Source organism: Roseateles subflavus (assembly GCF_030285365.1).
In the GTDB taxonomy this organism is placed as follows: domain Bacteria; phylum Pseudomonadota; class Gammaproteobacteria; order Burkholderiales; family Burkholderiaceae_C; genus Roseateles_B; species Roseateles_B subflavus.
This window is the reverse complement of sequence record NZ_JASVDS010000001.1, coordinates 1106882-1131833: the sequence shown is the minus strand read 5'-3', so window position 1 is coordinate 1131833 and position 24952 is coordinate 1106882. Positions and strand designations below refer to the sequence as shown.

17 protein-coding genes are annotated in these 24952 nt (G+C 69.8%); 10 read left to right on the top strand and 7 right to left on the bottom strand.

Annotated features, from left to right (window positions below):
- Positions 1–29 precede the first annotated feature (29 nt).
- From gyrB to dnaA, 3 genes are all read right to left on the bottom strand, one after another.
- Positions 30–2594 carry a DNA topoisomerase (ATP-hydrolyzing) subunit B gene (gene gyrB / locus QRD43_RS05030; RefSeq protein WP_285981374.1) on the bottom strand — a complete coding sequence of 855 codons (2565 nt, stop codon included), beginning with the start codon at positions 2592–2594 and terminating at the stop codon, positions 30–32.
- A 107-nt stretch (positions 2595–2701) separates the two neighbouring features.
- Complete coding sequence (dnaN, locus tag QRD43_RS05025; RefSeq protein ID WP_285981373.1) at positions 2702–3826, bottom strand: DNA polymerase III subunit beta; 1125 nt, start codon at positions 3824–3826, stop codon at positions 2702–2704.
- 275 nt (positions 3827–4101) lie between these two features.
- A complete protein-coding gene (dnaA, locus tag QRD43_RS05020; protein ID WP_285981372.1) occupies positions 4102–5589 on the bottom strand; it encodes a chromosomal replication initiator protein DnaA in 1488 nt (495 codons plus the stop codon).
- A gap of 491 nt (positions 5590–6080) precedes the next feature.
- Between dnaA and rpmH the strand changes: the two genes are divergently transcribed.
- The 6 genes from rpmH to QRD43_RS04990 all read left to right on the top strand — a co-directional run bounded on the left by rpmH (position 6081) and on the right by QRD43_RS04990 (position 12520).
- Positions 6081–6215, top strand: coding sequence for a 50S ribosomal protein L34 (gene rpmH, locus QRD43_RS05015; protein ID WP_183106475.1), 135 nt, complete (start codon positions 6081–6083; stop codon positions 6213–6215).
- A gap of 18 nt (positions 6216–6233) precedes the next feature.
- On the top strand, positions 6234–6788 hold the full coding sequence (locus QRD43_RS05010) for a ribonuclease P protein component (RefSeq protein ID WP_285981371.1): 555 nt from the start codon (positions 6234–6236) through the stop codon (positions 6786–6788).
- Between the two features lie 54 nt (positions 6789–6842).
- Complete coding sequence (gene yidD / locus QRD43_RS05005; protein ID WP_285981370.1) at positions 6843–7118, top strand: membrane protein insertion efficiency factor YidD; 276 nt, start codon at positions 6843–6845, stop codon at positions 7116–7118.
- Positions 7115–8821: a membrane protein insertase YidC gene (gene yidC / locus QRD43_RS05000; protein ID WP_285981369.1), complete on the top strand. Its 1707-nt coding sequence runs from the start codon at positions 7115–7117 to the stop codon at positions 8819–8821. The genes yidD and yidC overlap by 4 nt, the downstream gene beginning before the upstream one ends.
- A gap of 264 nt (positions 8822–9085) precedes the next feature.
- Entirely contained in the window at positions 9086–10492 is a 1407-nt protein-coding gene (gene mnmE / locus QRD43_RS04995) for a tRNA uridine-5-carboxymethylaminomethyl(34) synthesis GTPase MnmE (protein ID WP_285981368.1), read from the top strand.
- 675 nt (positions 10493–11167) lie between these two features.
- Entirely contained in the window at positions 11168–12520 is a 1353-nt protein-coding gene (locus tag QRD43_RS04990; RefSeq protein ID WP_285981367.1) for an SAM-dependent methyltransferase, read from the top strand.
- Between the two features lie 22 nt (positions 12521–12542).
- Here the strand turns inward: QRD43_RS04990 and QRD43_RS04985 are convergent, their stop codons facing one another.
- The 4 genes from QRD43_RS04985 to QRD43_RS04970 all read right to left on the bottom strand — a co-directional run bounded on the left by QRD43_RS04985 (position 12543) and on the right by QRD43_RS04970 (position 15294).
- Positions 12543–13265: a GGDEF domain-containing protein gene (locus tag QRD43_RS04985; RefSeq protein ID WP_285981366.1), complete on the bottom strand. Its 723-nt coding sequence runs from the start codon at positions 13263–13265 to the stop codon at positions 12543–12545.
- Between the two features lie 16 nt (positions 13266–13281).
- Positions 13282–14022 (bottom strand): Crp/Fnr family transcriptional regulator, encoded by a 741-nt coding sequence (locus QRD43_RS04980; RefSeq protein ID WP_285981365.1) that lies wholly within the window; start codon positions 14020–14022, stop codon positions 13282–13284.
- A gap of 63 nt (positions 14023–14085) precedes the next feature.
- Positions 14086–14820, bottom strand: a complete 735-nt coding sequence (locus tag QRD43_RS04975) for a Crp/Fnr family transcriptional regulator (RefSeq protein WP_285981364.1) — start codon at positions 14818–14820, stop codon at positions 14086–14088.
- Positions 14821–15015: 195 nt separating this feature from the next.
- Positions 15016–15294 (bottom strand): hypothetical protein, encoded by a 279-nt coding sequence (locus QRD43_RS04970; protein WP_285981363.1) that lies wholly within the window; start codon positions 15292–15294, stop codon positions 15016–15018.
- Positions 15295–15566: 272 nt separating this feature from the next.
- Here QRD43_RS04970 and QRD43_RS04965 point away from each other — a divergent pair, with 272 nt between their 5' ends.
- The 4 genes from QRD43_RS04965 (at position 15567) to QRD43_RS04950 (ending at position 24946) form a co-directional block, all read left to right on the top strand.
- Positions 15567–16193: a sterol desaturase family protein gene (locus tag QRD43_RS04965; RefSeq protein WP_285981362.1), complete on the top strand. Its 627-nt coding sequence runs from the start codon at positions 15567–15569 to the stop codon at positions 16191–16193.
- 87 nt (positions 16194–16280) lie between these two features.
- Positions 16281–16445 carry a hypothetical protein gene (locus tag QRD43_RS04960; RefSeq protein ID WP_285981361.1) on the top strand — a complete coding sequence of 55 codons (165 nt, stop codon included), beginning with the start codon at positions 16281–16283 and terminating at the stop codon, positions 16443–16445.
- Positions 16446–16448: 3 nt separating this feature from the next.
- Positions 16449–16640: a hypothetical protein gene (locus QRD43_RS04955; RefSeq protein ID WP_285981360.1), complete on the top strand. Its 192-nt coding sequence runs from the start codon at positions 16449–16451 to the stop codon at positions 16638–16640.
- Positions 16628–24946, top strand: coding sequence for a GH36-type glycosyl hydrolase domain-containing protein (locus tag QRD43_RS04950; RefSeq protein ID WP_285981359.1), 8319 nt, complete (start codon positions 16628–16630; stop codon positions 24944–24946). The genes QRD43_RS04955 and QRD43_RS04950 overlap by 13 nt, the downstream gene beginning before the upstream one ends.
- The last annotated feature ends 6 nt before the right edge of the window (positions 24947–24952 follow it).

Below are 24952 nucleotides of genomic sequence, written 5' to 3'. Positions count from 1 at the left end.
GGGGCTCTTGGCTTGCGGAGGCGATGTCCTCAAACGTCGATATTCCCCGCCCTCAACGCATTCGTCTCGATGAAGTCCCGACGCGGTTCCACCTCGTCGCCCATCAGCATGGTGAACACGCGGTCGGCCTCGATGGCGTCCTCGATCTGGACGCGCAGCAGGCGGCGGACGGTCGGGTCCATGGTGGTTTCCCACAGCTGCTCGGGGTTCATCTCGCCCAGGCCCTTGTAGCGCTGGCGGCCGACGGAGTTCTCGGCCTGCGTGAGCAGGAAGCCCATGGCGCCGCGGAAATCGGCGACCTTGCTCTCCTTGGCCTTCTCGCCCTCGCCCTTGCGGACCAGGCCGTCGGCGGTCATGAGACCCTTGAAGGTCTTGCCGGCCTCGGCCAGCACCTGGTAGTCGGCGCCATGGACGAAGTCGGCGGTGATGGTGCTCGAGCGCACATTGCCGTGATGCTTGCGGCTGATGCGCAGGAAGAGCTTGTCGGTGCGGGCGTCGTACTCGGCGCTCACCTCGGCGTCATGCAGCGCCCCCGCCATGTCACGGGCGGACTGCTCGGCCGCCTCCTGGCTGTCGAGGTTCAGGGCCACCAGGCCGCCGGCCAGGGCGCGCAGGGCCTCGAAGTCCATCCAGTTGGACAGGCGCTCGATGACGTTCTCGGCCAGCACGTACTGGCGAGCCAGGGTCTCGAAGGCCTCGCCCTTGAGGACGTCGCCGCGGCCGGTGTGCAGCTCGGCGTCGTTCAGGGCCACGCGCAGCAGGAAGGCGTCCAGCTCATGGCCGTCCTTCAGGTACTGCTCCTGCTTGCCCACCTTCACCTTGTACAGCGGCGGCTGCGCGATGTAGATGTGGCCGCGCTCCACGAGCTCGGGCATCTGGCGGTAGAAGAAGGTCAGCAGCAGCGTGCGGATGTGCGCGCCGTCCACGTCCGCGTCAGTCATGATGATGATGCGGTGGTAGCGGAGCTTGTCCGGGTTGAAGTCATCGCTGCCGGCGCCGCGGCCGATGCCGGTGCCCAGGGCGGTGATCAGGGTGATGATTTCGTTGGAGGTCAGCAGCTTCTCGTAGCGGGCCTTCTCCACGTTCAGGATCTTGCCGCGCAGGGGCAGGATGGCCTGGAACTTCCGGTCGCGGCCCTGCTTGGCGGAGCCACCTGCGGAGTCACCCTCCACGATGTAGATCTCGCACAGCGAGGGATCCTTCTCCTGGCAGTCGGCCAGCTTGCCGGGCAGGCCCAGGCCGTCCAGCACGCCCTTGCGGCGGGTCATCTCGCGGGCCTTGCGCGCCGCCTCGCGAGCGCGGGCGGCGTCGAGGATCTTGCCGCAGATGATCTTGGCGTCGACCGGGTTCTCCAGCAGCCAGTCGGTCAGCTTGTTGGCGACGATTTCCTCGACGGGGCCGCGCACTTCGCTCGAGACCAGCTTGTCCTTGGTCTGGCTGCTGAACTTGGGCTCGGGCACCTTGACCGAGACCACGCAGGCCAGGCCTTCGCGCATGTCGTCACCGGCCACCTCGACCTTGGCCTTCTTGGCCAGGTCGTTGTCGGTGATGTACTTGTTCAGCACCCGGGTCATGGCGGCGCGCAGGCCGGTCAGGTGGGTGCCGCCGTCGCGCTGCGGGATGTTGTTGGTGAAGCAGAGCACGTTCTCGTTGAAGCCGTCATTCCACTGCATGGAGACTTCGACGCCGATGTTGGTGCCCTGGTCCGAGGTCTTGTCTCCCTGGGCGTGGAAGATGTTCGGATGCAGGGTGTTCTTGCCCTTGTTGATGAACTCGACAAAGCCGCGCACACCGCCGGCATAGGCGAAGTTGTCTTCCTTGTTGTTGCGCTCGTCGACCAGGCGGATCTTCACGCCGTTGTTCAGGAAGGACAGCTCGCGCAGACGCTTGGCCAGGATGTCGTAGTGGAAGTCGTTGTTCTGCTGGAAGATTTCGGTGTCCGGCAGGAAGTGGACCTCGGTGCCGCGCTTGTCGGTCTCGCCGATCACGCGCATGGGGCTGGTCTCGACACCGTCCACCACCTCGATCAGGCGGTCCTGCGGGATGCCCTGCTTGAACTCGATCTGGTGCACCTTGCCGTCGCGGCGCACGATGAGGCGCAGCCACTTGGACAGGCCGTTCACGCAGCTGACGCCCACGCCGTGCAGGCCGCCCGAGACCTTGTACGAGTTCTGGTTGAACTTGCCGCCGGCATGCAGCTCGGTCAGCGCGATCTCGGCTGCCGAGCGCTTGGGCTCGTGCTTGTCATCCATCTTGACGCCGGTGGGGATGCCGCGGCCGTTGTCGATCACCGAGATGGAGTTGTCGGTGTGGATGGTGACGATGATGTCGTCGCAATGGCCGGCCAGCGATTCGTCGATGGAGTTGTCCACCACCTCGAAGACGAGGTGATGCAGGCCGGTGCCGTCGGAGGTGTCGCCGATGTACATGCCGGGGCGCTTGCGCACGGCCTCCAGGCCTTCGAGGATCTGGATCGAATCGGCCCCGTAGACGGCGCCCGACGCGGCCTCCGCCGTGACAGCGGCCTGCTGCTTGTCGGTCAGGCCTTCGGGGCTGCCTTCGGGCTTGGGTTCGTTGCTCGGAACATCACTCATCGGGAACTCTCTCTCACACGGGGTCAGGTCTTGCATGCCCCCTCTAAAGCACTGAAGCGGGCCGGGCCTCCTGGCCCTTGCCCGCTGCTCTCATTTCTGGATCTCGATCAGATTCGCATCGGCATCACGACGTACTTGAAGCCGCTCTGCTCGGGGATCGTGATCAGCGCACTGGAGGCGCTGTCGTTCAGGTCGATGGAGACCATGTCCTGGCCCATGTTCTGCAGCGCGTCCATCAGGTAGGTCACGTTGAAGCCGGTCTCGATGAGGTCGCCACCGTAGTCGATCTCGATCTCTTCCTTGGCCTCCTCCTGCTCGGCGTTGCTCGAGGCGATCGAGAGCAGGCCCGGCTCGAAGGACAGGCGCACGGCCTTGAACTTCTCGCTGGTCAGGATGGCGGCGCGCTGCAGGGAGGACAGCAGCGGTGCGCGGCCCAGGGTCACGCGGAACTTGTGGTTCTTGGGGATGACGCGGTTGTAGTCGGGGAACTTGCCCTCGACCAGCTTGGTCACGAACTCCATGCCCGAGAAGCTGAACTTGGCCTGGTTGCCGGCGAAGCGCATCTCGATGGGCTGGTCATCACTGCCATCCTTGCCGCCATCCTTCAGCAGGCGCATCAGCTCCAGCACCGTCTTGCGGGGCAGGATGACTTCCTGCTTGGGAATGTCGGACTCGAGGTCGGCCTGCGCGAGGGCCAGGCGGTGGCCGTCGGTGGCCACCAGCGTCAGGCTCTTGCCCTCGGCGACGAAGAGGATGCCGTTGAGGTAGTAGCGGATGTCATGCACCGCCATCGCGAAGTGCACCTGGTTGATCAGGTGCTTGAGCGTCTTCTGGGGCACGCTGAAGGCGGGACCGAAGTCGGCGGCTTCCTGCACCAGCGGGAAGTCGTCGGCCGGCAGGGTCTGCAGCGTGAAGCGGCTCTTGCCGCCCTGCAGCGTCATCTTGCTGGCGTTGCTGGACAGGCTGACCGTCTGGTCCGAGGGCATGGAGCGCAGGATGTCGATCAGCTTGCGCGCGCCCACGGTGGAGGAGAAGTTGCCATCATCGCCGTCGAACTCGACGGTCGTGCGGACCTGGATCTCAAGGTCGCTGGTGGTGAGCTCGACCTGCGAGCCCTGCTTGCGGATCAGCACATTGGCCAGGATGGGCAGTGTGTGGCGGCGCTCGACGATGCCGGACACGGCCTGCAGGGCACCCAGCACCTTGTCCTGGCTGGCTTTCAACACAATCATGTGAACCTCTCTCCACTTGTTCGGGGCGACCCGCGAGCGCCATCTGAAGGCCTGCCTTCCCCCGGGACCACCCCTGGGTCACACAGTCATAGCAAGACGCGCGCGCGTGAGACAGCGCGCATTGTCACCCAGGAATGGGGCAATTCCCGAAGGGTGAAAACCATGCCTTTGATCTGTTGCATGCCAGCCCCGCGCGGCGACCCGGAACGCGACCCCGCCGGCCCCTTGCGCGCGCCGCTTCTGGGGCGCCGGCGAGGCGCGCCAGGGGCGGGCCGTCACCCCTTCAGGGTCTGCTCGAGAACGTGCAGCTGCTGATTCAGCTCGGTGTTCTTCTGGCGCTCGCCACCGATCTTGCGCACGGCGTGCAGCACGGTCGTGTGGTCCCGGCCACCGAAAAGCTCGCCGATCTCGGGCAGGCTCTTCTGCGTCAGCTCCTTGGCCAGGTACATGGCAATCTGGCGCGGCCGGGCGATGCTGGCCGGGCGCTTCTTGCTGTACATGTCGGCGACCTTGATCTTGTAGAAGTCGGCCACCGTCTTCTGGATGTTCTCGACGGAGATCTGGCGGTTCTGGATGGAGAGCAGGTCCTTGAGCGCCTCGCGGGCCAGCTGGATGTTGATTTCCTTGTGGCTGAAGCGGCTGTAGGCCAGCACCTTGCGCAGGGCGCCTTCGAGCTCGCGCACATTGGCGCGGACGTTCTTGGCGATGAAGAAGGCGACATCCTCCGGCATGGGCGCCTGCTCCGCCTCGGCCTTCTTGATCAGGATGGCGACGCGCATCTCCAGCTCGGGCGGCTCGATGGCCACCGTCAGGCCGGCATCGAAGCGGCTGGTCAGGCGCTCGTCGATGTCCACCAGGCCCTTCGGATAGGTGTCCGAGGTCATGATGATGTGCGCACGCTTGGCCAGCAGGGCCTCGAAGGCGTTGAAGAACTCCTCCTGCGTGCGGTCCTTGCCGGCGAAGAACTGCACGTCATCGATGAGCAGCAGGTCCAGCGAGTGGTACTTGGCCTTGAGCTCGTCGAAGGTCTTGCGCTGGTAGTTCTTCACCACGTCGGAGATGAACTGCTCGGCGTGGAGGTACAGCACGCGCGCATCGGGCTTGTCCTTCAGCAGGGCGTTGCCGACGGCGTGGATCAGGTGGGTCTTGCCGAGGCCGACGCCGCCGTAGATGAACAGCGGGTTGTACATCTGACCCGGCGCCCCGGCGACGTGCAGGGCCGCGGTGCGCGCCATCTGGTTGGCCCGGCCGGGCACCAGGGTGTCGAACGTGAGGGCCGGATTGATGCGGTGCCGCGTGCTGGCCGGCGCGGGCAGGCCGGCCGGCGACGTCACCACGGCCGGCGCCGCCATGGCAGGCTGCACCGGCGCCAGGCCGTTGACGGCCGGCTGCTCGACGGGCGCCGGGCGGTTCACCGGCACGGGGCGAAGGCCGTTGTGCAGCACCTGCCCCACGGCCACCGGCTGATTGGCCGGCAGCGCCGTGGCCGCACGGGGCACGGCCTCACGCGGCGCCACGGCCAGCTCGAGCCGCGCAGGGCGGCCGGCCAGCTCGGTGAGGATGGATTCGATGCGCCCGGCGTACTGGTTGCGGATCCAGTCCAGCTTGAAGCGGTTGGGGACGCGCAGGGAGACGGTCACGCCCTGCTCGCCGCCGTCGGCCACATCGGCCGGGGGCAAGGGACGGATCCAGGTGTTGAATTGCTGTTCGGGCAGCTCGGCGGCCAGACGTTCACAGCCGCGTTGCCAGAGATCTGCGCTCATTGTGGAAAACTTCTTCTTGAGCGGCCGGATTGTACGGATCCACGGCCGCAAAAGACGGGGTTATCCACAGATTTTTTTAGGCTCGCACCCCTGCACCGCCCACCCCGCGAGCGCCGAGGGAAGTTGACCGCCGGCCAGAAGTTTGGTGTAATCGCGGGCTTTTCCGGACGCCGGATGTATTTGCTTGGGCGCGTGGCTTTCTTCAGCTTTGAGGGGCCAAACCCCTGGCGGTAAGTCCACCGCGCCAACAGTCTGGGCTTTGCCCCGGAGAATTCCCCAGGCCTTGCGCCTTGGCGGCATTCTTCTGGCAGGGTCTTGATGTGGGCGCACGCAGCAGCGGCGCCCCGGCGCGGCGCACATCAGCGGTGCGGCAGGCAGACGCCTCATGGGCTTGACCCACAGGGCGCCGGCTTGCAGCTCCGAGATGCACCCGCATCTTTGATTGGCCCATCAGCTATCGCGTCCACAGACGTCCACAGAGGTTTTCCAACATGAAACGCACCTACCAAGGCTCCAAGACCCGCCGCGCCCGTACCCACGGCTTCCTCGTCCGCATGAAGACCCGCGGTGGCCGCGCTGTGATCCGCGCCCGTCGCGCCAAGGGCCGCAAGCGCCTGGCCGTCTAAGCGAGCCGCATCAAGACCATGATCGGCCGCATCGAACGATCGGCCGACTTTGAGCGCGTGCTGGGTCAGCCCAGCCGCGCCCGCAGCAAGCACTTTGCTGTGCACCATCTCATGGCCGCCCCCAGCCTGCCCGGACCTGCGTTTTCCACAAGGAAAGCCGAGTTATCAACAGGCCAAGCACCGCTTACCCACAGTCCTGTGGACGATTCGGTGCCTGCCGCGGGGGACACGCCCGTTCCCGCTGCCGTCCAGGCCCCGCCGGACGGCCAGTGGCTGGGCTGCGTCGTGCCCAAACGGCACGCCCGCCGTGCCGTGACACGATCCCTGATCAAACGCCAGATCCGCGCCGTCTTCGCCGACGCCGCGGGCTTGCTGCCGCCCGGGCTCTGGGTGGTTCGCCTGCGCATGCCCGTGGATCGCAAGCAGTTCCCGAGCGCCGCCTCGGAGCCTCTCAAGGCCCTCGTGCGCGCCGAACTGCTGCAGCTGCGCGCCAAGCTGGCCCGCGCCGCCGAGACGCCGGTCGTCCCGACCGCCCACGGCATCCCGGCCGCCACGCCGGCCGTGCCGGGCTGAAGCCCGCGCCCCGTTGCCATGTCGGCCCGCCGCAGCCCCCTCCAATGGTTCCTGATGGGCCTGATCCGCGCCTACCAGCTGCTGATCAGCTCCTGGATCCAGGCCGGTTGCCGCTACTACCCCAGCTGCTCCGCCTACGGCATGGAGTCGGTGCGCCGCCATGGCGGCATCGCCGGGAGCTACCTGGCCGCGGCGAGAATCCTGCGCTGCAACCCCTTCTGTCTGGGCGGACATGATCCCGTGCCTGACAATCCGCCCCGTCTGTTCTCGCGCCTCGGGCTCGGGGGCAGCACGACACCCTCTTCTTCCCATCCTGAAGCTTCTCCATGACTGATATTCGCCGCACCGTGTTGTGGGTGGTATTCACCATGTCGCTCGTCCTCCTGTGGGACGGCTGGCAGAAATACAACGGGCACCCCTCGATGTTCAGCCCCGCGCCGGCCAAGCCCGTCGCGAGCGCCGCCCCCGCGGCCAGCGTGCCGGCCTCGGGCAGCCTGCCCGCGGTCGCCGGCACCGCCGCGGCCGCACCGGCCGCCGCCGCCTCCTCGTCCCAGCCGGCCGGCGAGAAGTTCGAGGTCACGACCGACGTCGTCAAGGCCACCTTCGACACGCGCGGCGGCAGCCTCGTGCGCGTGGAGCTGCTGAAGCACCTGACGACCGAGACCCACGGTCTCATGGACCCGCTGATGCGCCTCGTGGGCCTGAAGGCGCCGTCCGGCTTCAAGCCCCAGCCCGTGGTGCTCTTCGATGCCGCCACCTACCGCCCCGAGTCCGGCCTCGTCGGCACGCCCGGCGCACCCAACCACTTCACGCTGATGAACGTGGTGGGCACCGAGCGCGAGCTCAGGGACGGCGCCGGCTCGCTGACGGTGCGCTTCGAGTCGCCCGAGCAGGGCGGCGTGAAGCTGGTGAAGACCTACACCTTCAAGCGCAGCGACTACGCCATCGACGTCAAGCACGAGGTGGTCAACGCCGGTGCCGCTGCCGTCAGCCCGCAGCTGTACGTGCAGCTGGTGCGCCCGACGGCCGCCGAGTCCTCCTCCGGCTACATGGCGCCCGCCTCCTTCATCGGCCCGGCCATCTACACGGACAAGAACAAGTTCCAGAAGTTCGAGTTCAAGGACCTGGACAAGGGCAAGACCGACTACGACAAGCACGCCGACGACGGCTGGGTCGCCATGGTCCAGCACTACTTCACCACCGCCTGGCTGCACAACGCCGCCGGCCCGCGCGAGTTCTTCGTGAAGAAGACCGAATCGGGCCTGTACAGCGTGGGTCAGGTCTTCCCGCTGGCCTCGATCAATCCGGGCGCCTCGGCCTCGGCCGAGCACGTGCTGTATGCCGGCCCGCAGGAAGAGAACAAGCTGGCCGAACTCGCCCCGGGCCTGGAGCGCGTCAAGGACTACGGCGTGTTCTACGTGATCGCCAAGCCGCTGTTCTGGCTGCTGGACAAGATCCACGGCATCCTGGGCAACTGGGGCTGGTCCATCGTGATCCTCGTCGTGCTGCTGAAGATCGCCTTCTTCGGCCTGAACGCCAGCGCCTACCGCTCGATGGCCAAGATGAAGGCCGTCGGCCCGCGCATCAACGAGCTGCGCGAACGCTACAAGAACGACCCGCAGAAGCAGCAGCAGGAGATGATGCGCATCTACCGCGAGGAGAAGGTCAACCCGCTGGGTTCCTGCCTGCCGATGCTGCTGCAGATGCCCTTCTTCATCGCCCTGTACTGGGTGCTGCAGAGCACGGTCGAGATGCGCAATGCGCCCTGGATCGGCTGGATCACCGACCTCTCCTCGGCCGATCCCTACCTGATCCTGCCCATCCTGATGACGGCCTCCAGCCTGCTGCAGGTCGCCCTGAACCCGACGCCGGCCGATCCGACCCAGGCGAAGATGATGTGGATGATGCCGCTCGCGCTGAGCTTCATGTTCTTCTTCTTCCCGGCCGGCCTGGTGCTGTACTGGCTGGTGAACAACCTGCTGTCCATCGCGCAGCAGTGGCTCATCAACCGCCAGATGGGCGTGCAGAAGTAAGCGCCTTCGCGAACTAGCGCACGAAGCCCCCGGCCGCCCCCGCGTCCGGGGGCTTTTTTTCGGCGGGAGCGTCGCCTTTAATGCACTCATGCGGGGCAGCTTGATGCAGGCGGTCCACACCACCGGGCTGCATCACAGGCCTGCCGCGGGGCTCACGAGAGCCGCCACGGCCGCCTCCCCCGCGCCATCTTCCACGGCCCCCGGCTCCTGCAGCCCGGGGCCGTTCTCATGGGCCCGGCGGCGCGGCATAGGACAATGCAGCCCATGCTGGCCCGCCACCAAGACCCCATCGCCGCCATCGCCACCGCCCCCGGCCGGGGTGCCGTCGGCATCGTGCGCGTCTCGTCTGCGCAAGACCTGACCCCGCTGATCGAGCAGATCTGCGGCCGTGCCCTGCGCCCGCGCGAGGCCCATTACCTGCCGCTGCGCGCGGCGAACGGCGACGCCATCGACCACGGCCTGGCCCTGCACTTCCCGGCGCCGCATTCCTATACCGGCGAGCACGTGCTGGAGCTGCAGGCGCACGGCGGTCCCGTGGTGCTGCAGCTGCTGCTGGCGCGCTGCCTGGAAGCGGGGGCCGCCGTCGACGCGCTGCGCCACCTGCGCCTGGCCGAGCCGGGCGAGTTCACCCAGCGCGCCTTCCTCAACGGCAAGCTGGACCTGGCACAGGCCGAGGCCGTGTCCGACCTGATCGACGCCAGCACCGAGGCCGCCGCCCGCAGCGCGAGCCGCGCGCTCTCCGGGGCGCTCTCGACCGAGGTTGGCGAGCTGCGGGACGGGCTCATCAACCTGCGCATGCTGGTCGAGGCCACGCTGGACTTCCCCGAGGAGGAGATCGATTTCCTCCAGCAGGCCGATGCCCTGGGCAAGCTGCGCCGCATCCAGGCCCGCCTCGAGCACGTGCTGGACCGCACCCGCCAGGGCGCCCTGCTGCGCGAGGGCATCAAGGTCGTGCTGGCCGGCCAGCCCAATGTGGGCAAGAGCTCGCTGCTCAATGCCCTGGCCGGCGCTGAGCTGGCCATCGTCACCCCCATCCCCGGCACCACGCGGGACAAGGTGAGCCAGACCATCCAGATCGAGGGCGTGCCCCTGCACATCACGGACACCGCCGGCCTGCGCGAGACCAGCGACGAGGTCGAGCGCATCGGCGTGGCCCGCAGCTGGGACGCGATTGCCGAGGCGGACGTCGTGCTCTTCCTGCATGACCTCACCCGCATCGGCGAGACGGCCTACGAGGCGGGTGACGCCGAGATCCGCGAGCGCCTCGCCCGTGTCGACCCGACGCGCCTGCTGCAGGTCTACAACAAGGCCGACACCTCGGCGGAGCTGCGCACCAGGCAAGACCTGACCCTGCCGGAGGGCGCGGTGCAGCTCTCCGCCAAGACGGGCGCCGGCCTGGCCGAACTGCGCCGCGAGCTGCTGGCGCATGCCGGCTGGCACGCCGTGCCGGAGGGGCTCTTCATCGCCCGCGAGCGCCACGTCCAGGCCCTGCGCCGCACCGCCGAGCACCTGGCCCTGGCGCTGGCGCAGGTGGAAGTCGAGCCTCCGGCCCTGGACCTGATGGCGGAGGAGCTGCGTCTGGCCCACGACGCCCTGGGCGAGATCACCGGGGCGTTCTCGGCGGACGACCTGCTGGGAGAGATCTTCAGCCGGTTCTGCATCGGCAAGTAGCGCAGCGTCCAACGAGGTCCTGAGCAGCGGGCGGCTGCGCCTGCATGTGTTGAGCTGCCAAGGAAGTCGCCCGGAAACACCCCGCGCTGCCCGGCATGAGCCGGCACGTCCGGCGTCCAGGTTTGCGTCCGAACTCGGGCTTGACATCAGGCCTCGCTGCACGGGGCTGCCGCTGCCGCATCGGCTCGCCCCCGCGCGACGTGCGCTCAGGCCGCCGGACCGGGTCTGCCGGGTCGCCGATGAATGAGGCCTCCACGTCGCGGTCGTTCCCACGGGGGTGGAATCCGGCGGTACCGCCATCGGCTGGCGGGCCTTCTGCGGTGTGTGCGGTGGCGCACCGTCAGCAAGCCCCCTCCTGGGCAGGATCAGCGCCATGACAGCCCGCCCTCCAGATGCCGTGCGCACCACCGAAGCCCGACCGGATGAGGCAGCGGCCCACAAGGGCTTTGCGACACCCCGCCCCCATGCCGATGCTGCACACAGACGCAGCGTCGGGGCCACTTCGACCGGCACGGACCGCCCCTCGGAGCCCCGGGCTCCCGCGCGTGAGGCGCGCATCGGAGCGCGCCGTCATGGAAGCCATGCCTTGGCATCGACCGGACGTTCGGGAGCGCCGCTTGCCCCCTGGCCCACGCCCGGAGCGCGGGCCGCCCAATGGCCTGCAGAGAGGACGCCATGGACACCACACGACACCTAGCCTCGGCCACATCAGGCAATCTGGAGAGCCGGCCCTCCGCGCTTCGAATCCTGGCCCGACTGCTGCGGGATCTGCCTGTGCCGGCGGAAGTCAGGCTGCAAAGCGGACACGCCCTGCGATCGGGTCGCGGCGACCCCGCCTTCACGCTGCAGCTGAACGACACCGGACTGTTGCGCCGCCTGGTGACCACGCGCAGTCCGCTGCCGCTCGTCGACGCGTACTTCCGGGGTCAGATCGATGTCGACGGGGACCTTTATGCGGCACTTTCTCTCAAGGCTCACTTCGAGCGGCTGACGCTCCCATGGCGGGAACGACTGGCGCTCCTGGTCGAGTGCCTTCGGCTCGGACGCGACCCGACGGCCCGTGGCGAGCGCCGCCCGACGGAACGTGCCGTGCCCCGCGCGTCGCGGCGGCATACGAGGGCCTCCGACCGGCAGGCCGTGCGCTATCACTACGACGTCTCCAACGCCTTCTATGCGCTGTGGCTGGATGCGGAGCGGGTCTATTCCTGCGCTTACTTCGAAACGCCGGATGACACCCTGGAGCAGGCGCAGCGACAGAAGCTGGACCACATCTGCCGCAAGCTGCGGCTGAGGCCGGGGGAGCATCTTCTCGACATCGGCTGCGGCTGGGGTGCGCTGGCCTGCTGGGCCGCCCGGCACCATGGCGCGATCGTCCACGGCATCACGCTCAGCAACGCCCAGTTCGAGGATGCCTGTCGGCGGGTGGCGGCGGAGGGGCTCCAGCAGCAGGTCCGCATCGACCTGCTCGACTACCGTGATCTGCCCGAGCGCGTCGCCTACGACAAAGTGGCCAGCATCGGCATGATCGAACATGTGGGGCTCAAGAACCTGCCCGCCTACTTCGCCAAGGTGCACCGCGTCCTGCGTCCTGGCGGCCTGTTCCTGAACCACGGGATCACCCATGACGAAGAAGGGTGGAACCGCACGGTCGCCACCGACTTCATCAATCGCTACGTCTTCCCCGACGGGGAGTTCGACTGCCTCAGCAACATCCAGCTGGGGATGGAGCGCTGTGGATTCGAGATCCACGATGTCGAGGCCCTGCGCCGCCACTACGCGCTGACGCTGCGTCACTGGGTGGCCCGGCTCGAGTCGCGACGCGAGCTGGCCATTCGGGAGGTCGGCGAGACCAACTACCGCATCTGGCGGCTCTACATGGCCGCATCGGCCCTGGAGTTCGAGGCCGGCGGGACGGGCGTCAGCCAGATCCTGGCCTCGAGACGAGGCGCCGAAGCCGCCCTCCCCCTCACACGGCGCGACCTCTACGGCCCCGTGCATGACCGGGCGGCCACGCCCCCTCAGCCATGAGCGCCGCGCCGGCGGAACAGGGTCACGCCGGGCACTCGGGGCCGGCGCCGGTGCCTCCGCATTCAGCCGCCCCCGGGGAGGCGCAGGTCTGATGCCTCCGCTTGGCGAGATACATGGCCGCATCGGCGGACGCCAGCAGCGTGGCCAGGTCGGCCCCCTCCGCCGGGCAGCGCGCGAAGCCCAGGCTGGCCGAGGTGGTGAGTCGATGGGATGCCAGCTGCATGGGTGCCGCGATGACCGCTTCGAGCTTCGCTTCCAGCGCAAGCAGTTGCTGCGCATCGACGATGCCCGTCAGGAGGCAGGCGAACTCATCCCCGCCCAGGCGGCTGACGAGGTCGCCCGCCCGGAGCACATGCACCAGCCGCGCCGCCACGATGCGCAGCACGTCGTCGCCGGCGGCATGCCCGAGGCGGTCGTTGACTTGCTTGAAGTCGTCCATGTCCAACAGGAGCACCGCGTGATCGCCAGGGCTCTGGAGGACCTGGGCCGCTCGCTCCCGGAACGCCGCCCGGTTCAACAGTCCCGTCAGGTCGTCGTGATCGGCACGGTGCTTGTGACGCCGCTCCCTGCGCAGACCGTCGCGGAGCTCCACCTCCAGACGATCGCAATGGCGCTCGAGCACCCGCAGGGTCTGGTGCGCCTCCTTCAGCTGCTGGCGCAGGGATGCCTCGACGTCACGCTCGGGAGGGGCGGCGCCATGACCGGCGGCACCGTTCATGACGGTGCGGGACTCCGAATTGATCATCGTGCAAGCTCCTCCATCATGTGAGCAGGCGGGCAGGGCCTGGCATCGGGTGCGATCGAGCCGCGGGCGCAAAGCGCATGCCCCTCTGGTAGGCCTGCCGGTCCTGCTCGTAGCAGCTGCAAGACGCGGCCTGCAGGCCCCGTCGATCCAGCACATCGACCCGGCCACGCTGGTACTGAATCAGGCCGGCATCCTGCAGACTGCCGGCTGCGACGGTCACGCCCACGCGACGAACGCCCAGCAACCGCGCCAGCAGCTCGTGCGTGGCCGCGAAATCGCGGCCACCTGCCCGGTCCAGCACCATGAGCAGGCACCTGGCGAGTCGCGCCCGAAGCGTGTGGAAATGCAAGCAGGCCGCCATGGTGATCGTCGTCCGCATCTGGACCATCAGATAGCGGCCCAGCAGCCGTTGAAGCCCGGGGGTCTCCGCCAGAGCCCTGCGCAGGGCATGGGCCGGCAGGCGCCAGGCCTCTCCCCCTTCCTGAACGACGGCCCCGACCAGGCAGCGCTCCTGCCCCAGCAGCAGGTGAGCCCCGATGGCGCCCTCGGCGCCCACCATGCCCAGCTGCAGCGGCGCGTGTGGCTCGAGTCTGGTGACCAGGCAGATCCAACCTTGCAAAGGGAAGTGGATGCAGCGACAGCGCTGGTTCTGTAGCGCAACGTCCTGCCCGATCCGCAGTTGCACCGAGGATCCGATGGGCAGCAGCCGGCGAAGTTCCCCGGCGGGCAGATGGTCGAGCAGGAGGTTTGCATGCATGGCCAAGTGTGGTCGGAGTCGCGCCGCTCAGCTGTGCGCCAGCGCACCGATCGCCCGGCGGTGCTAGGGGGGGCCGACCCCATGCGGCGCCAGCAGCCGGTCGTACTCGCGCTTCACCACCGCATAGCATTCACAGCTTCGACTCTCTAGGCCAGGGCGATCAATCACCTTGATGTGCCCGCGGGCGTACTCGATCAGGCCCTGCCGCTGCAGCTTCAGCGCCGCCTCCGTGACGCCCTCCCGCCGGACACCCAGCATGTTGGCGATCAGCTCCTGCGTCATCACGAGCTCGTCGCCAGGAATGCGGTCCAGGCTCAGCAGAAGCCAGCGGCACAGCTGCTGCTCCAGCAGGTGATGCCGGTTGCAGACGGCGGTCTGGGCCATCTGGGTCAGCAGCGCCTGGGTGTAGCGAAGCAGCAGATGCATGCCCTCCCCGTACCGGTTGAACTCGGTCTTCAGCGCGGCCGCCCTCAGCCGGTAGCCGCCACCCGCACTCTGGACCACGGCGCGGCTGGGCGTCGTCTCGCCCCCCATGAAAAGCGCGACGCCGACCACGCCCTCGCAGCCCACCACCGCGATCTCGGCCGATGCGCCGTCCTCCATCACGTAGAGCAGGGACACGATGGCGGTGGTCGGAAAGTACATGTGCGTCTGGAGACGGCCGGACTCGTACAGGACCTGTCCCAGCTGCAGTGGGATGTACTCCAGCTGGTCGACCCAGCGCTCTCGCTCGCCGTGCGGAAGGGCTGCCAGCACGTGATTGGTCAGCGGATCGCAGGGCTCTTGCAGTATCGACATGGCGGCTCCTGAATGGCAGGGACTCCTGGGACGGACACCCGAGCGCTTCGGAGCACCCAACGTCTGTGCGCTGTCGGACATAGCACCGCAGAGGCATGCCAGGAAACGGACTCGTAGAACAAGTCCACAGGGCAATCGTCATGCCTGCCTTGCGTCCCTTGCGTGCAAGAGGGCGTCAGCTCAAGGCCGCGCCGATCAGCGGCCGAGAACCCGCACGAGCAACGCCAGGATCGCCCCTCCGCCCGCGGCCAACGCGACGGAGCGCATGGGATGTGAGCGGATGTGGTCGCGCGCACCGTCGTGCCAGGCACCGGCCAGCCCGCGGCCTTGCCTGAGTCCCTGGTGCGTGAGATCGGAAGCCGTTGCGGCGGCATGCCGGAGCGCCTCGCTGCCTTGGGCGCCGGCATGGCGCATGGCATCGCCCGCCTGCTCCAGCACGCTCGGTTCGGCATCTTGGGTCTTGTCGTGGTTCATGGAAACTCCAGGTCATCAGTCAGTGGAAAAGTCGCGCACCGGCGGCGCGGACATGACGGCGCGAGACGGACATCGACAGGCGCCTTGCCGATTGACGGCGGGGCCAGCTTGCGCCGCAGCGTCGCGCAGGTCGGTTCGATGCCGCACGCAGACGCCGCCGATTCGAGGAGCGCCAGCCCCTGTGTGCGGTAGCGAACAGACGGGACCCGGCGGAGAACGCAGGCTGGGCCTTCGACAGCGGCGCCCGCGGCTGCCTGCACTGACGCCTGCCCATGCGACCCCACCGTCCTCCCGCCCTGCGATTCCTGAGCATCGAACCCGGGCTGGCGGTCTACCGCGCGGACTTCCTCTTCTATGCCATCGCACTGACGTGCCTGGCGCTGGCCCTGCTGACGCACCCGATGGATGCGCCCCTGCTCGGCTGGGTGATGGCAGGCGCCGCAGCATGGACGCTCCTGGAGTACCTGCTCCACCGCTTCGTGCTGCATGGCCTGAGCCCCTTCCGCGACTGGCATGCCGAGCACCATGGCCGGCCCGACGCCCGCATCTCCGCACCCACGCTGCTGACGGCCGGTCTGTTCACGCTCCTGCTGCTGCCCATGGGCTGGTGGATGGGACGCTGGCCGGCGCTCGCCCTCGGTTTCGGTCTGCTCGCGGGCTACTTCTGCTACGCGGTCATTCACCACGTCCTGCATCGGCCGCTCCCGCCGACGGCCGCCCGGCCCGGGCGCTCCCTGCTGCGCCGGCAGCGCCGCTGGCACGCGCGGCACCACCAGCGGGCGTCCCCCGCCCGCGGCGAGCTGGGGACGCCCGGCCACTACGGGGTCACCAGCGCGTTCTGGGACCACATCTTTCGCACCGGTGACCGGCCGCGGCCACGCCCTCGGCGCGCCCCCTGAGGCGGACTGTCTGCTGGCGCACAGACGGGGCGGCCCTCGGCGGCGGACCATGGGTTGACATCCTCCCATCTGGCCCTCGGAGTCTCCATGCTGCATTACGCCCTGCTCTTCTGTCTCGTGGCCCTCGTCGCTGGGGGAATCGGGCTCCTGGCCCTGCCTGGCGAGGCGGGCAGCCTCGCCCGCCAACTGGCCGCCGGGACGGCCCTGCTGGCGCTCGTGGCGCTGGGCATGGGCCTGCGGACGGGACGCTGAACCATGCGGATCACCTTCAGTCGCGTGGCCCCTGAGGTGCTGTGTGAGCACCTGCGGGCCTGCAGCCATTCCCGAGGGGCGGGGCATCGACTGCGCGGGATCGCCCACGCCTGTCACACCGTCATGCGCCCTCGCCTGCATTCCTCGCTGCTGGTCCTGCTGCTGCTGCTCACGGCGGCCCTGTGGCTGGCCTGAGATCCCTGTTCCCCGGTCGAGCCGGCGCCCTCGACTGGCGACTGCTCGACCCGGCCGCCGGCCTGGTGGCCGAGCCTATCCGCGCGGAGGTTCTGGGGAGCGAGGGGTTCACGCAGCTCGGCGACCACCTCGCGCGCTCGCACGGCCCGACGCAGGCGCCGGGCCCCCGCTTCGCCTTCGTGCCCCGGCTGCGAGAGAACCTGTGCGTCCTGCGCCGCGCACAGCGCGTCCTCGCGATCCAGTCGGGGGGCCAGGAGACCGAGGGGCCGGCCGCGGCCTGGCTGCAGGACAACCTCCTGGACGTCATTGCCCAGACGCAGGCCCTGCACGTCGACCTGCCCCGGGGCTACTACGAGGATCTGCCCGCGCTGCGGGTGGAGGGGCAGTCGGGGCTCCCGCGCATCTACGCCATCGCCTGGCACTACCTGGCCCATGCCGACGGAGAAGTGGACCTGTCCCTGCTTGGCGACCTGCTGAACGCCTATCAGCACGTCCATCCGCTGCAGCAGGCGGAGCTGTGGGCGCTGCCCACGACCTTGCGCATCCTGCTCGCCGAGAACCTGAGGCGCCTCGCCGAACGGGTCGCGGCCGAGGCCGCCGCCCGTCGTCTGGCGCATCGGCTCTGCGATGCGCTTCGGCATCCCGTCACAGCCCGGGCGCCGCTGGACTGCTTCACGCTGATGAAGCAGCGCGGCACCGCCGACGCCTTTGCGTTGCAGATTCTGCAGCGGCTGCATGCGGACTCGGACACGGGCTCCATGCAGGGGGCCGCGGCCCGGGAAGCCCTGCGCGCCTTGCTGGAAGCGGCTTTGCCGGATCCCCCCGCCGCCCTGGAGGCCCTGCAGGCGCATGCCGCCGCTGACTCCCTCAGCGTGAGTCGCAGCATCGGTGCGCTGAACGACCTGGCCAGAGCGGACTGGCGCACCCTGATCACGAGGTGCAGCACGCTGGTGCGGCAGCTGTCAGACTGGCCACCGTTCGCCGCGGAGGACATCCGGACCCAGGATCGGACGCTGCACGAGATCGAGCGCCTGGCGCGGCGCAGTGCCTGCACGCAGGCGCAGGTGGCCGAACAGCTGCTCGAGCTGGCGACCGAATCGACGCCAGCCGCGGGCCAGGAGCCGGTCGAGTCCCTGGGCTATTGGCTCACGGGCCACGGGGCCGCCCGCCTGCAGGCGCGCCTTGGCCTGCGGCCCCGCTCGGGGCGCCCCTCGCCGGACCTGCGCGTGACGGGACTTCTCGCGGCGCTGGGCACCCTGTGCCTCCTGCTCGTGCTGGGCTTCATGCACGGCGCGCTCCAGGGCCCCGTGGATGCCGGCCTGTGGCTGCTTCTGGCCGCACTGGCCCTGCTCCCCGCCAGCGAGATCACCAGCGCGGTGGTCCATCGGCTGCTGAGCGAGTCCATCGTCCCGCAGCGTCTGCCGCGGCTGGCCTTCGAGACCGGCATTCCGTCCACGTGCCGCGTGCTGGTGGTGATGCCGGTCCTGCTGGACCGCCTCGACATCCTGGATGCCCTCGTTCGGCAGCTGGAATGCCATCACCTGGCCAACCGCGAAGACTGCGCCCAGTTCGGGCTTCTCGCGGACTTCACCGACGCGGCCACCGCGGAGACCCCCGCCGACGCGGGGCTGCTCGCCCATGCGCAGAAACGGATCCGGGCCCTCAACCAGCGCCACCCGGGCGCCGCCGGCGAGCCGCCGCGGTTTCTCCTGCTGCAACGCACCCGACGCTGGAGCCAGGGGGAGGCCTGCTGGATGGGCTGGGAGCGCAAGCGCGGCAAGCTCGAAGCGCTGATCTCCATGCTGGCCACGGGCGGCCCCTCTCCCTTCCTTGACGTGGGGGCGATGTCCCGATGTGCGGCGGGAACGCGCTATGTCGTCACGCTCGACGCCGACACCGTGATGCCGCCCGGAACGCTGCGCGAGCTGGTCGCCGTGGCTGCCCATCCCCTGAACCGGCCCCGGCTGGGTCAGCGCCCCGGGGAGCCCGTTCGCGTGATGGCGGGGCATGCGATTCTGCAGCCCCGGCTGCAGACGCTCTGGCCGGCGGTGAGGAGCGGCAGCCTGTTCCACCAGCTGTTCAGCGGTGCCGTTTCTGGCCACCAGGCGTACGGCGGACCCGCCTCGGACGTCTACCAGGACCTGTTCCATGAGGGCAGCTTCTGTGGCAAGGGGCTGCTCGACGTGGCCGCCGTGCATCAGGTGCTCGGACACCGGCTGCCTGACGCCCAGATCCTGAGTCACGACCTGATCGAGGGCTGCATCGCGCGCTGCGGCGGCGTCAACGACTTGAACTTCCTGGAGCCCTTTCCCCAGCACGCCGACGTCGCCAGCGCCCGTCTGCACCGGTGGACACGGGGCGACTGGCAACTGCTGCCCCTGATGCGCCAGCCGCGCCGCTATGGCCTGTCCCTGCTGGACCAGTGGAAGCTGGTCGACAACCTCCGCCGCAGCCTCGTCGCGCCGGCCAGCCTGCTGCTGCTGTTGCTGGCGCTGGGCGGCGCCCCGCTGTCGCCTTGGGCCGCCCTGGGGCTTGCTGCATGCGCCTTCGGTTGTGCCCCACTGCTGAGTGCCATCGCCGGACTGGCGCCGGCCCGGGACGACGTCGCCCTGGCCCCCTTCGGCCGGCAGGCCCTGCGGGAATTTCTGCGTGGCGCGCTGTCGGTGGCCTGGCACCTGGCCCTGTGGCTCCAGCAGTCGCTGCTCGCGCTTGATGCGATCGGGCGCACGCTCTGGCGCAACGGCGTCAGCCACCAGGGCCTGCTGGCCTGGACGACCGCGGCCGATGCCGAGCGGCGCGCGCCCCTTTCGCTGCGGGCACAGGTCGCGGTCAAGGCCCCCGTCACGCTGCTGGCGGCCGGCCTGGGTGTCTTGCTGTGGGGGCTGAACACGCCGGCGCCGGCCCTGAGTCTGGGGCTCTGCCTGGCTTGGGCCGCCACGCCGGTGTGGATCGCCCTGACCGCCCGACTGCCGGCGCCCTCGCCCGCCCCGTGCCCGGACGATCGGCGCTACCTCCTGGCCGTCGCAAGGGAGACCTGGACGTGGTTCGCCGACCAGGTCGACGAGCGCAGCCATCACCTGCCCCCAGACAACGTGCAGACCCTGCCGCGCATCGTCGTGGCCCAGCGGACCTCGCCCACCAACATCGGCCTGTACCTGCTCTCCGCGACCTGCGCGCAGGCCTTCGGCTGGCTGACGCCTCAGGCGCTGCTCGCCCGGCTGGGGGCCACGCTGGACACGCTCGAACGGCTGCCGAAGGAGCGGGGGCATCTGATGAACTGGATCGCCACCGACACCCTCGAGCCGCTGGCACCCGCCTATGTCTCCACGGTCGACAGCGGCAACCTCTGCGGCCACCTGATCGCCGTGGCCGGCGCTTGCGAGGCGCTTGGCGCCGCCCAGTGCCCCGAGGACCCGGAGGCGCTGGGCGCGGGGGAGCCGGCGGACCTGCGCCGGGCGCTCCTGGCGCAGGCGGGCCGCTGCCGGCGCCTGGCCGAGGCGGCCGACTTCGGCTTTCTGTATGACCCGAAGCGCCGCCTGCTGCATCTGGGCTGGCGGGTGGCAGAACAACGGCTGGACCCCGGTCACTACGACCTGCTCGCGAGCGAGTCGCGCCTGGCCAGCCTGTGGGCCATGGCCAAGGGCGACGTCCCGCCCGCCCACTGGGCCGCGCTGGGCCGGCCATTCCTGGCGGTCGGGTGCGACGTCGGCCTGCGGTCCTGGTCGGGCTCCCTCTTCGAGTACCTCATGCCGCAGCTGATACTGGCCGAGCCGCCTGAGAGCGTCCTGGGATGCGCCGCCCGCCTGGCGATCGCCGAGCAGCGCCGCGATGCGCGGGCGCGGGGCCAGCCCTGGGGCGTCAGTGAATCGGCCTACGCCGCCACAGACCGCACGCTGGCCTACCAGTACGCCCCGCAGGGCGTCGCGAGCCTGGCACAGCGTCGCGCCCCCGCGCAGGAGTCCGTGGTCGCGCCCTATGCCAGCGCGCTGGCCGCCATGTGGGACGCCGCGGCCGCCACCCACAACCTGACCCGGCTGCAGGCCCTGCACATGCGCACCTGCTGGGGCTTCTATGAGTCCCTGGACTTCACCCCCGGTCGGCAACGGGACGGCAGTGCCAGCACCCGCGTGCAGACCTACATGGCCCACCATCAAGGCATGACCCTGGTGGCGCTGGCCCAGGTCCTGCTGGACGGCCAGCCCCGGCGGTGGGCCCTGTCGGATACCCGGCTGGCGGCCATGCAGGTGCTCCTGCAGGAGTCCGTGCCGCGGGAGGTGCCGCGGCGCCGACGCGCCCCCCCGGACCTTCGGACCCGGGTCGACCCGCCGGACGTGGCCCCGATCGAGCGAGCCGTCCGGCCTGGCGAGGAGGTGCTGGCGCGCACGCATCTTCTCAGCAACGCCGGCTACCGCGAGGCCGGCTCGGCCAGGTCGGCGTGGCGACCGGTCTACAGCGTGGCCTTGCGGGCCAACGGCGCAGGCTGGAGCCGCTATGGCGAAGCGGACATCACCCGCTGGCGCGACGATGCCCTGCGCGACCTGCAGGGGCACTTCCTCTACCTGCGCCGGCCGGGAGAGGCCACGCCCGTCTCACTGACGCTGCACCCGGCGCCCAGTGCCGAGGCCATCTACTCGGCGCGCTTTCTCCGCGATCGCGTGTGCTTCGATGCCGTCTGGCCCGATCTGCACGCCCGATGCACCGTCTGGGTCTGCCCGGAAGATGACGTCGAGTTCCGCCGCGTCGAACTGTGGAACACCTCCAGCCGCGCCTTGACGCTGTCGCTGATGTCGGCCTTCGAGGCCAGCCTCAGCAACGCCCGCGCGGACGAGATGCACCCGGCGTTCGCCAAGCTGTTCATCAACGCACGCTGGGATGCCGACGCACAGGCCCTCTACCTGGACCGGCGCCCGCGCACCGCGGATGAAGCGGCGCTGCATGTCGTTCACTTCATCGCGCAGACCGATGCCCCCGGGACGAGGGGCGCGGCCGTGCTGGCCGATCGGGCGCGCTGGCTGGGCCGACTGCAGACGGCCTGGGCGCCGCGGGCGGACTTCGATGACGGCCCCAGCCCGAGCGGCCCTCTTGAGACCGGTCTGGATCCCGTGGCCGCGATGAGCGTGCCCCTGACGCTCGCCGCCCACGGCACCGTGCAGTGCACCTGGGCCACGGCGGCGGCGACGGACATGAGCGCCCTGACGGCGCTCGTCGACCGGCATCGGCAGCCCGGCGCCGTCGACCGGGCCTCGCAGCTCAGCGACACCCTGCACAGCCTGCGCCAGGGAGAGGCGCAAGGCGACGATGAGGAGCGGCGCGCGATCCAGGCGCTGACCAGCCTGCTGGTCCAGCTGCATGCCCGCCCCGTGCCTGCTGCGCAGACCTGCGACCGCCGCAGCCTGTGGCGCCTCGGCTTGTCGGGCGAGCGGCCCCTGCTGGCGATCACGGTGTCCTCCCTGGCGGGTCTGCCCCTCGTGCACACCCTGCTGCGAGCCCTGCGCAGTTGGTCACAGGGGGGGGTCGGCGTGGATCTCGTGCTGATCAACGGCGAGCCGCTGTCCTACCTGAAGCCTGTGGCGCAGGCCCTCAGAGCGCTGAGCGACGCCTCCGCGCTGGATCTGCCGCACGGTCCGCCTGCCAGCCGGGGCAGCGTGGTCCTGGTCGCCCTCGATGACTTGAACCCCGTCGAGCGAAGCACCTTGCATCTGCTGGCCCGCGTGCGACTCAACGCCGACGGGCGCCCGCTGGCCCGTCATGTGGCGGACATCAAGACCTGGCACGAAGGCCTGCGCAGCCCGGAGGCGTCCCGCGTTGCAGCGCCCGACGCCCTGCCGCCCACGCCGCGCTCCCTGCCTGCGCCGGGGCGTCCCTTCGACGGGGGCTTCCGCCCGCCCGATGGCGCCTATGGCTTCAGCACTTCCAGCGACGCCCCGCCCTGGCACCCCTGGGTGAACGTGCTGGCCAACGCCGACTTCGGCACGGTGGTCTCCGAGCGGGGCGCCGGATGGTCCTGGGCCGGGAACAGCCGCCTGAATCAGCTCAGTGCCTGGAGCAACGACCCCCTGAGCGACGCCGCGCGAGAGCACTACGCGCTGCAAGACCTGGACACCGGCGAGGTCTGGCAGCTCGCCGGGGGGGACGGGCCGGACACAGTCGAACGGCACGTCGTGCATCACCCCCAAGGCACCCGCATCACCCAGGCCCTCGGCGACCTGACCGTCGACATGCACTGGCAGGTGGATGCCGTGCACCCACTGCGCCGCCTGGAGATCACGCTGCGCAACCGGGGTTCCTCCGCGAGGCGCATGCGCCTGCTCGGGGCCATCGAATGGCTGATGGGGGCGGTCCTGGTCGATCGGCAGTCCGTGCTCACCGCCCATGCCTTGTTGACCCCGCCCGAAGCCCGGCCGCTCGACGTGATGCTGGCGACGCAGCTGGACGCCCATGACGGCAACGGCGGAAGCACCGCCTTCTGGGCGATGTGGGCTCGCCGCCCTGTCAACGCCGCGCGGCCATCCAGGGGAGCGGATGGCCGGGCCGAGGTGGCGGGCGAGTCCGACTGGACCTGCGATCGCCGGGAGCTGATGGACCGGCAGGGGCGCCAGGCCTGGCCCTCGCGCTTCGGCAGACGGTCCGGACTGGGTACCGACCCTTGTGCGGCGGCGGGACTCCGCCTGGCGTGCGCCGCCGACAGCATCTGCCGCATCGACGTGCTGCTGGGCCAGGGCGCCACGGCCGAGACGGCGCTTGCATTGGCCGCGGAGGCGCTGGCGGCGCCCCCTTCGACGCCGCACGTGCCCCTTGACGCGATCCAGGTGCGCAGCCCCGATCCGCTCTTCGACGCGCTCGTCAACCACTGGCTGCTGCACCAGGTCACCGCCAGCCGGCTCTGGGGGCGGGCCGGGTTCTACCAGGCCGGGGGGGCGTACGGCTTCCGCGACCAGCTGCAGGACGTGATGGCGCTGGTGGCCACGGCGCCGCAGCTGGTGCGGGAGCACCTGCTCCGTGCCGCCGCCCGCCAGTTCAAGGAGGGGGACGTGCAGCACTGGTGGCATCCGCACAGCGGCGCTGGCGTGCGCACGCGATGCAGCGACGATCTGCTGTGGCTCCCCCATGCCACGCTGCACTACGTCGACACGACCCAGGACAGCGCGGTGCTGGAGGTCGAGGTGCCTTTTCTCGAAGCCCCCGCGCTGGACCCGGGCGAGGACGATGCCTACACCACGCCCGAACGCACCTCCGGGACCGCCACCCTGTACGAGCACTGCGCGCGCGCCCTCGATGCCCGCCTGCAGGTCGGGGCGCATGGCTTGCCGCTGATGGGCAGCGGCGACTGGAACGACGGCATGAACCGCGTCGGCGCTGGCGGGCGCGGCGAGTCCGTCTGGCTGGGCTGGTTCCTGTGCCGGGTCGTCGCCGACATGACGCCGCTCGCCGCACGTCGCGGCGACGCCGAGCGCGTGGCGCGATGGCAGACGGCCGCGGAGGGCTGGCGCCGGGCCCTGGAAGGGCCCGCCTGGACCGGCCACTGGTATGCCCGCGCCTTCTTCGATGACGGCACGCCGCTGGGCACGCCGACCGGCAGCGAATGCCGCATCGACCTGGTCAGCCAGGCCTGGAGTGTCCTGTCCGGCATCGCCCGCCCCGAGCGCCAGGCCCAGGCCATGGCGGCCGTGGAGCGCCTGCTGTGGGCCCCCCGCTGGCAGCTGCTGCGCCTGCTGGACCCGCCCCTGTCGCAGCAGCAGCCGGCGGCAGGCTACATCCAGGCCTATCCCCCAGGGGTTCGAGAGAACGGCGGCCAGTACACCCACGCGGTCGTCTGGGCGGGCATGGCCTGGGCGCGGCTGGGCTGGGCGGACTCGGTGTGGCGGGCCTGGCAGTGCTGCAGTCCGGCGCACCGCAGCGCGGACCCCGTCCTGGGGCCCCGTTTCGGCATGGAGCCCTATGCGGTCACGGCGGACATCTGCAGCCAGCCACCGCTGGCAGGACGGGGCGGATGGAGCTGGTACAGCGGCTCGGCGGCCGGGCTGTACCGGCTCGCCATCGAGTCCATCTGCGGCCTGGAGTTGAATGGCCCACGCCTGCGCTTCGACCCGCAGCTGCCGAGCCACTGGCCGGTCGTTCACCTGCGACTGCAGCGCCATGGACGGACCTGGCACTTCAGCCTGTGCCGCAGCGAGGCCGCACAGGCGCTCGCCGAGGCCGCGTCCGAGGGCGCCAGACCGCTGGCGGTGCGGGAATGGCTGGTGACCGACGGGGCCGACGGCAGCACGCGCTGCCTCATCGTGCTTCCGCCCGGAGGGCAGGCCTGAGCGGCC

Bases quoted from the DNA above. Each gene is read 5' to 3' on its own strand.
- gyrB (WP_285981374.1), bottom strand. From the start codon at position 2,594: ATGAGTGATGTTCCGAGCAACGAACCCAAGCCCGAAGGCAGCCCCGAA.
- dnaN (WP_285981373.1), bottom strand. From the start codon at position 3,826: ATGATTGTGTTGAAAGCCAGCCAGGACAAGGTGCTGGGTGCCCTGCAG.
- dnaA (WP_285981372.1), bottom strand. From the start codon at position 5,589: ATGAGCGCAGATCTCTGGCAACGCGGCTGTGAACGTCTGGCCGCCGAG.
- rpmH (WP_183106475.1), top strand. From the start codon at position 6,081: ATGAAACGCACCTACCAAGGCTCCAAGACCCGCCGCGCCCGTACCCAC.
- QRD43_RS05010 (WP_285981371.1), top strand. From the start codon at position 6,234: ATGATCGGCCGCATCGAACGATCGGCCGACTTTGAGCGCGTGCTGGGT.
- yidD (WP_285981370.1), top strand. From the start codon at position 6,843: ATGGGCCTGATCCGCGCCTACCAGCTGCTGATCAGCTCCTGGATCCAG.
- yidC (WP_285981369.1), top strand. From the start codon at position 7,115: ATGACTGATATTCGCCGCACCGTGTTGTGGGTGGTATTCACCATGTCG.
- mnmE (WP_285981368.1), top strand. From the start codon at position 9,086: ATGCTGGCCCGCCACCAAGACCCCATCGCCGCCATCGCCACCGCCCCC.
- QRD43_RS04990 (WP_285981367.1), top strand. From the start codon at position 11,168: ATGGACACCACACGACACCTAGCCTCGGCCACATCAGGCAATCTGGAG.
- QRD43_RS04985 (WP_285981366.1), bottom strand. From the start codon at position 13,265: ATGATCAATTCGGAGTCCCGCACCGTCATGAACGGTGCCGCCGGTCAT.
- QRD43_RS04980 (WP_285981365.1), bottom strand. From the start codon at position 14,022: ATGCATGCAAACCTCCTGCTCGACCATCTGCCCGCCGGGGAACTTCGC.
- QRD43_RS04975 (WP_285981364.1), bottom strand. From the start codon at position 14,820: ATGTCGATACTGCAAGAGCCCTGCGATCCGCTGACCAATCACGTGCTG.
- QRD43_RS04970 (WP_285981363.1), bottom strand. From the start codon at position 15,294: ATGAACCACGACAAGACCCAAGATGCCGAACCGAGCGTGCTGGAGCAG.
- QRD43_RS04965 (WP_285981362.1), top strand. From the start codon at position 15,567: ATGCGACCCCACCGTCCTCCCGCCCTGCGATTCCTGAGCATCGAACCC.
- QRD43_RS04960 (WP_285981361.1), top strand. From the start codon at position 16,281: ATGCTGCATTACGCCCTGCTCTTCTGTCTCGTGGCCCTCGTCGCTGGG.
- QRD43_RS04955 (WP_285981360.1), top strand. From the start codon at position 16,449: ATGCGGATCACCTTCAGTCGCGTGGCCCCTGAGGTGCTGTGTGAGCAC.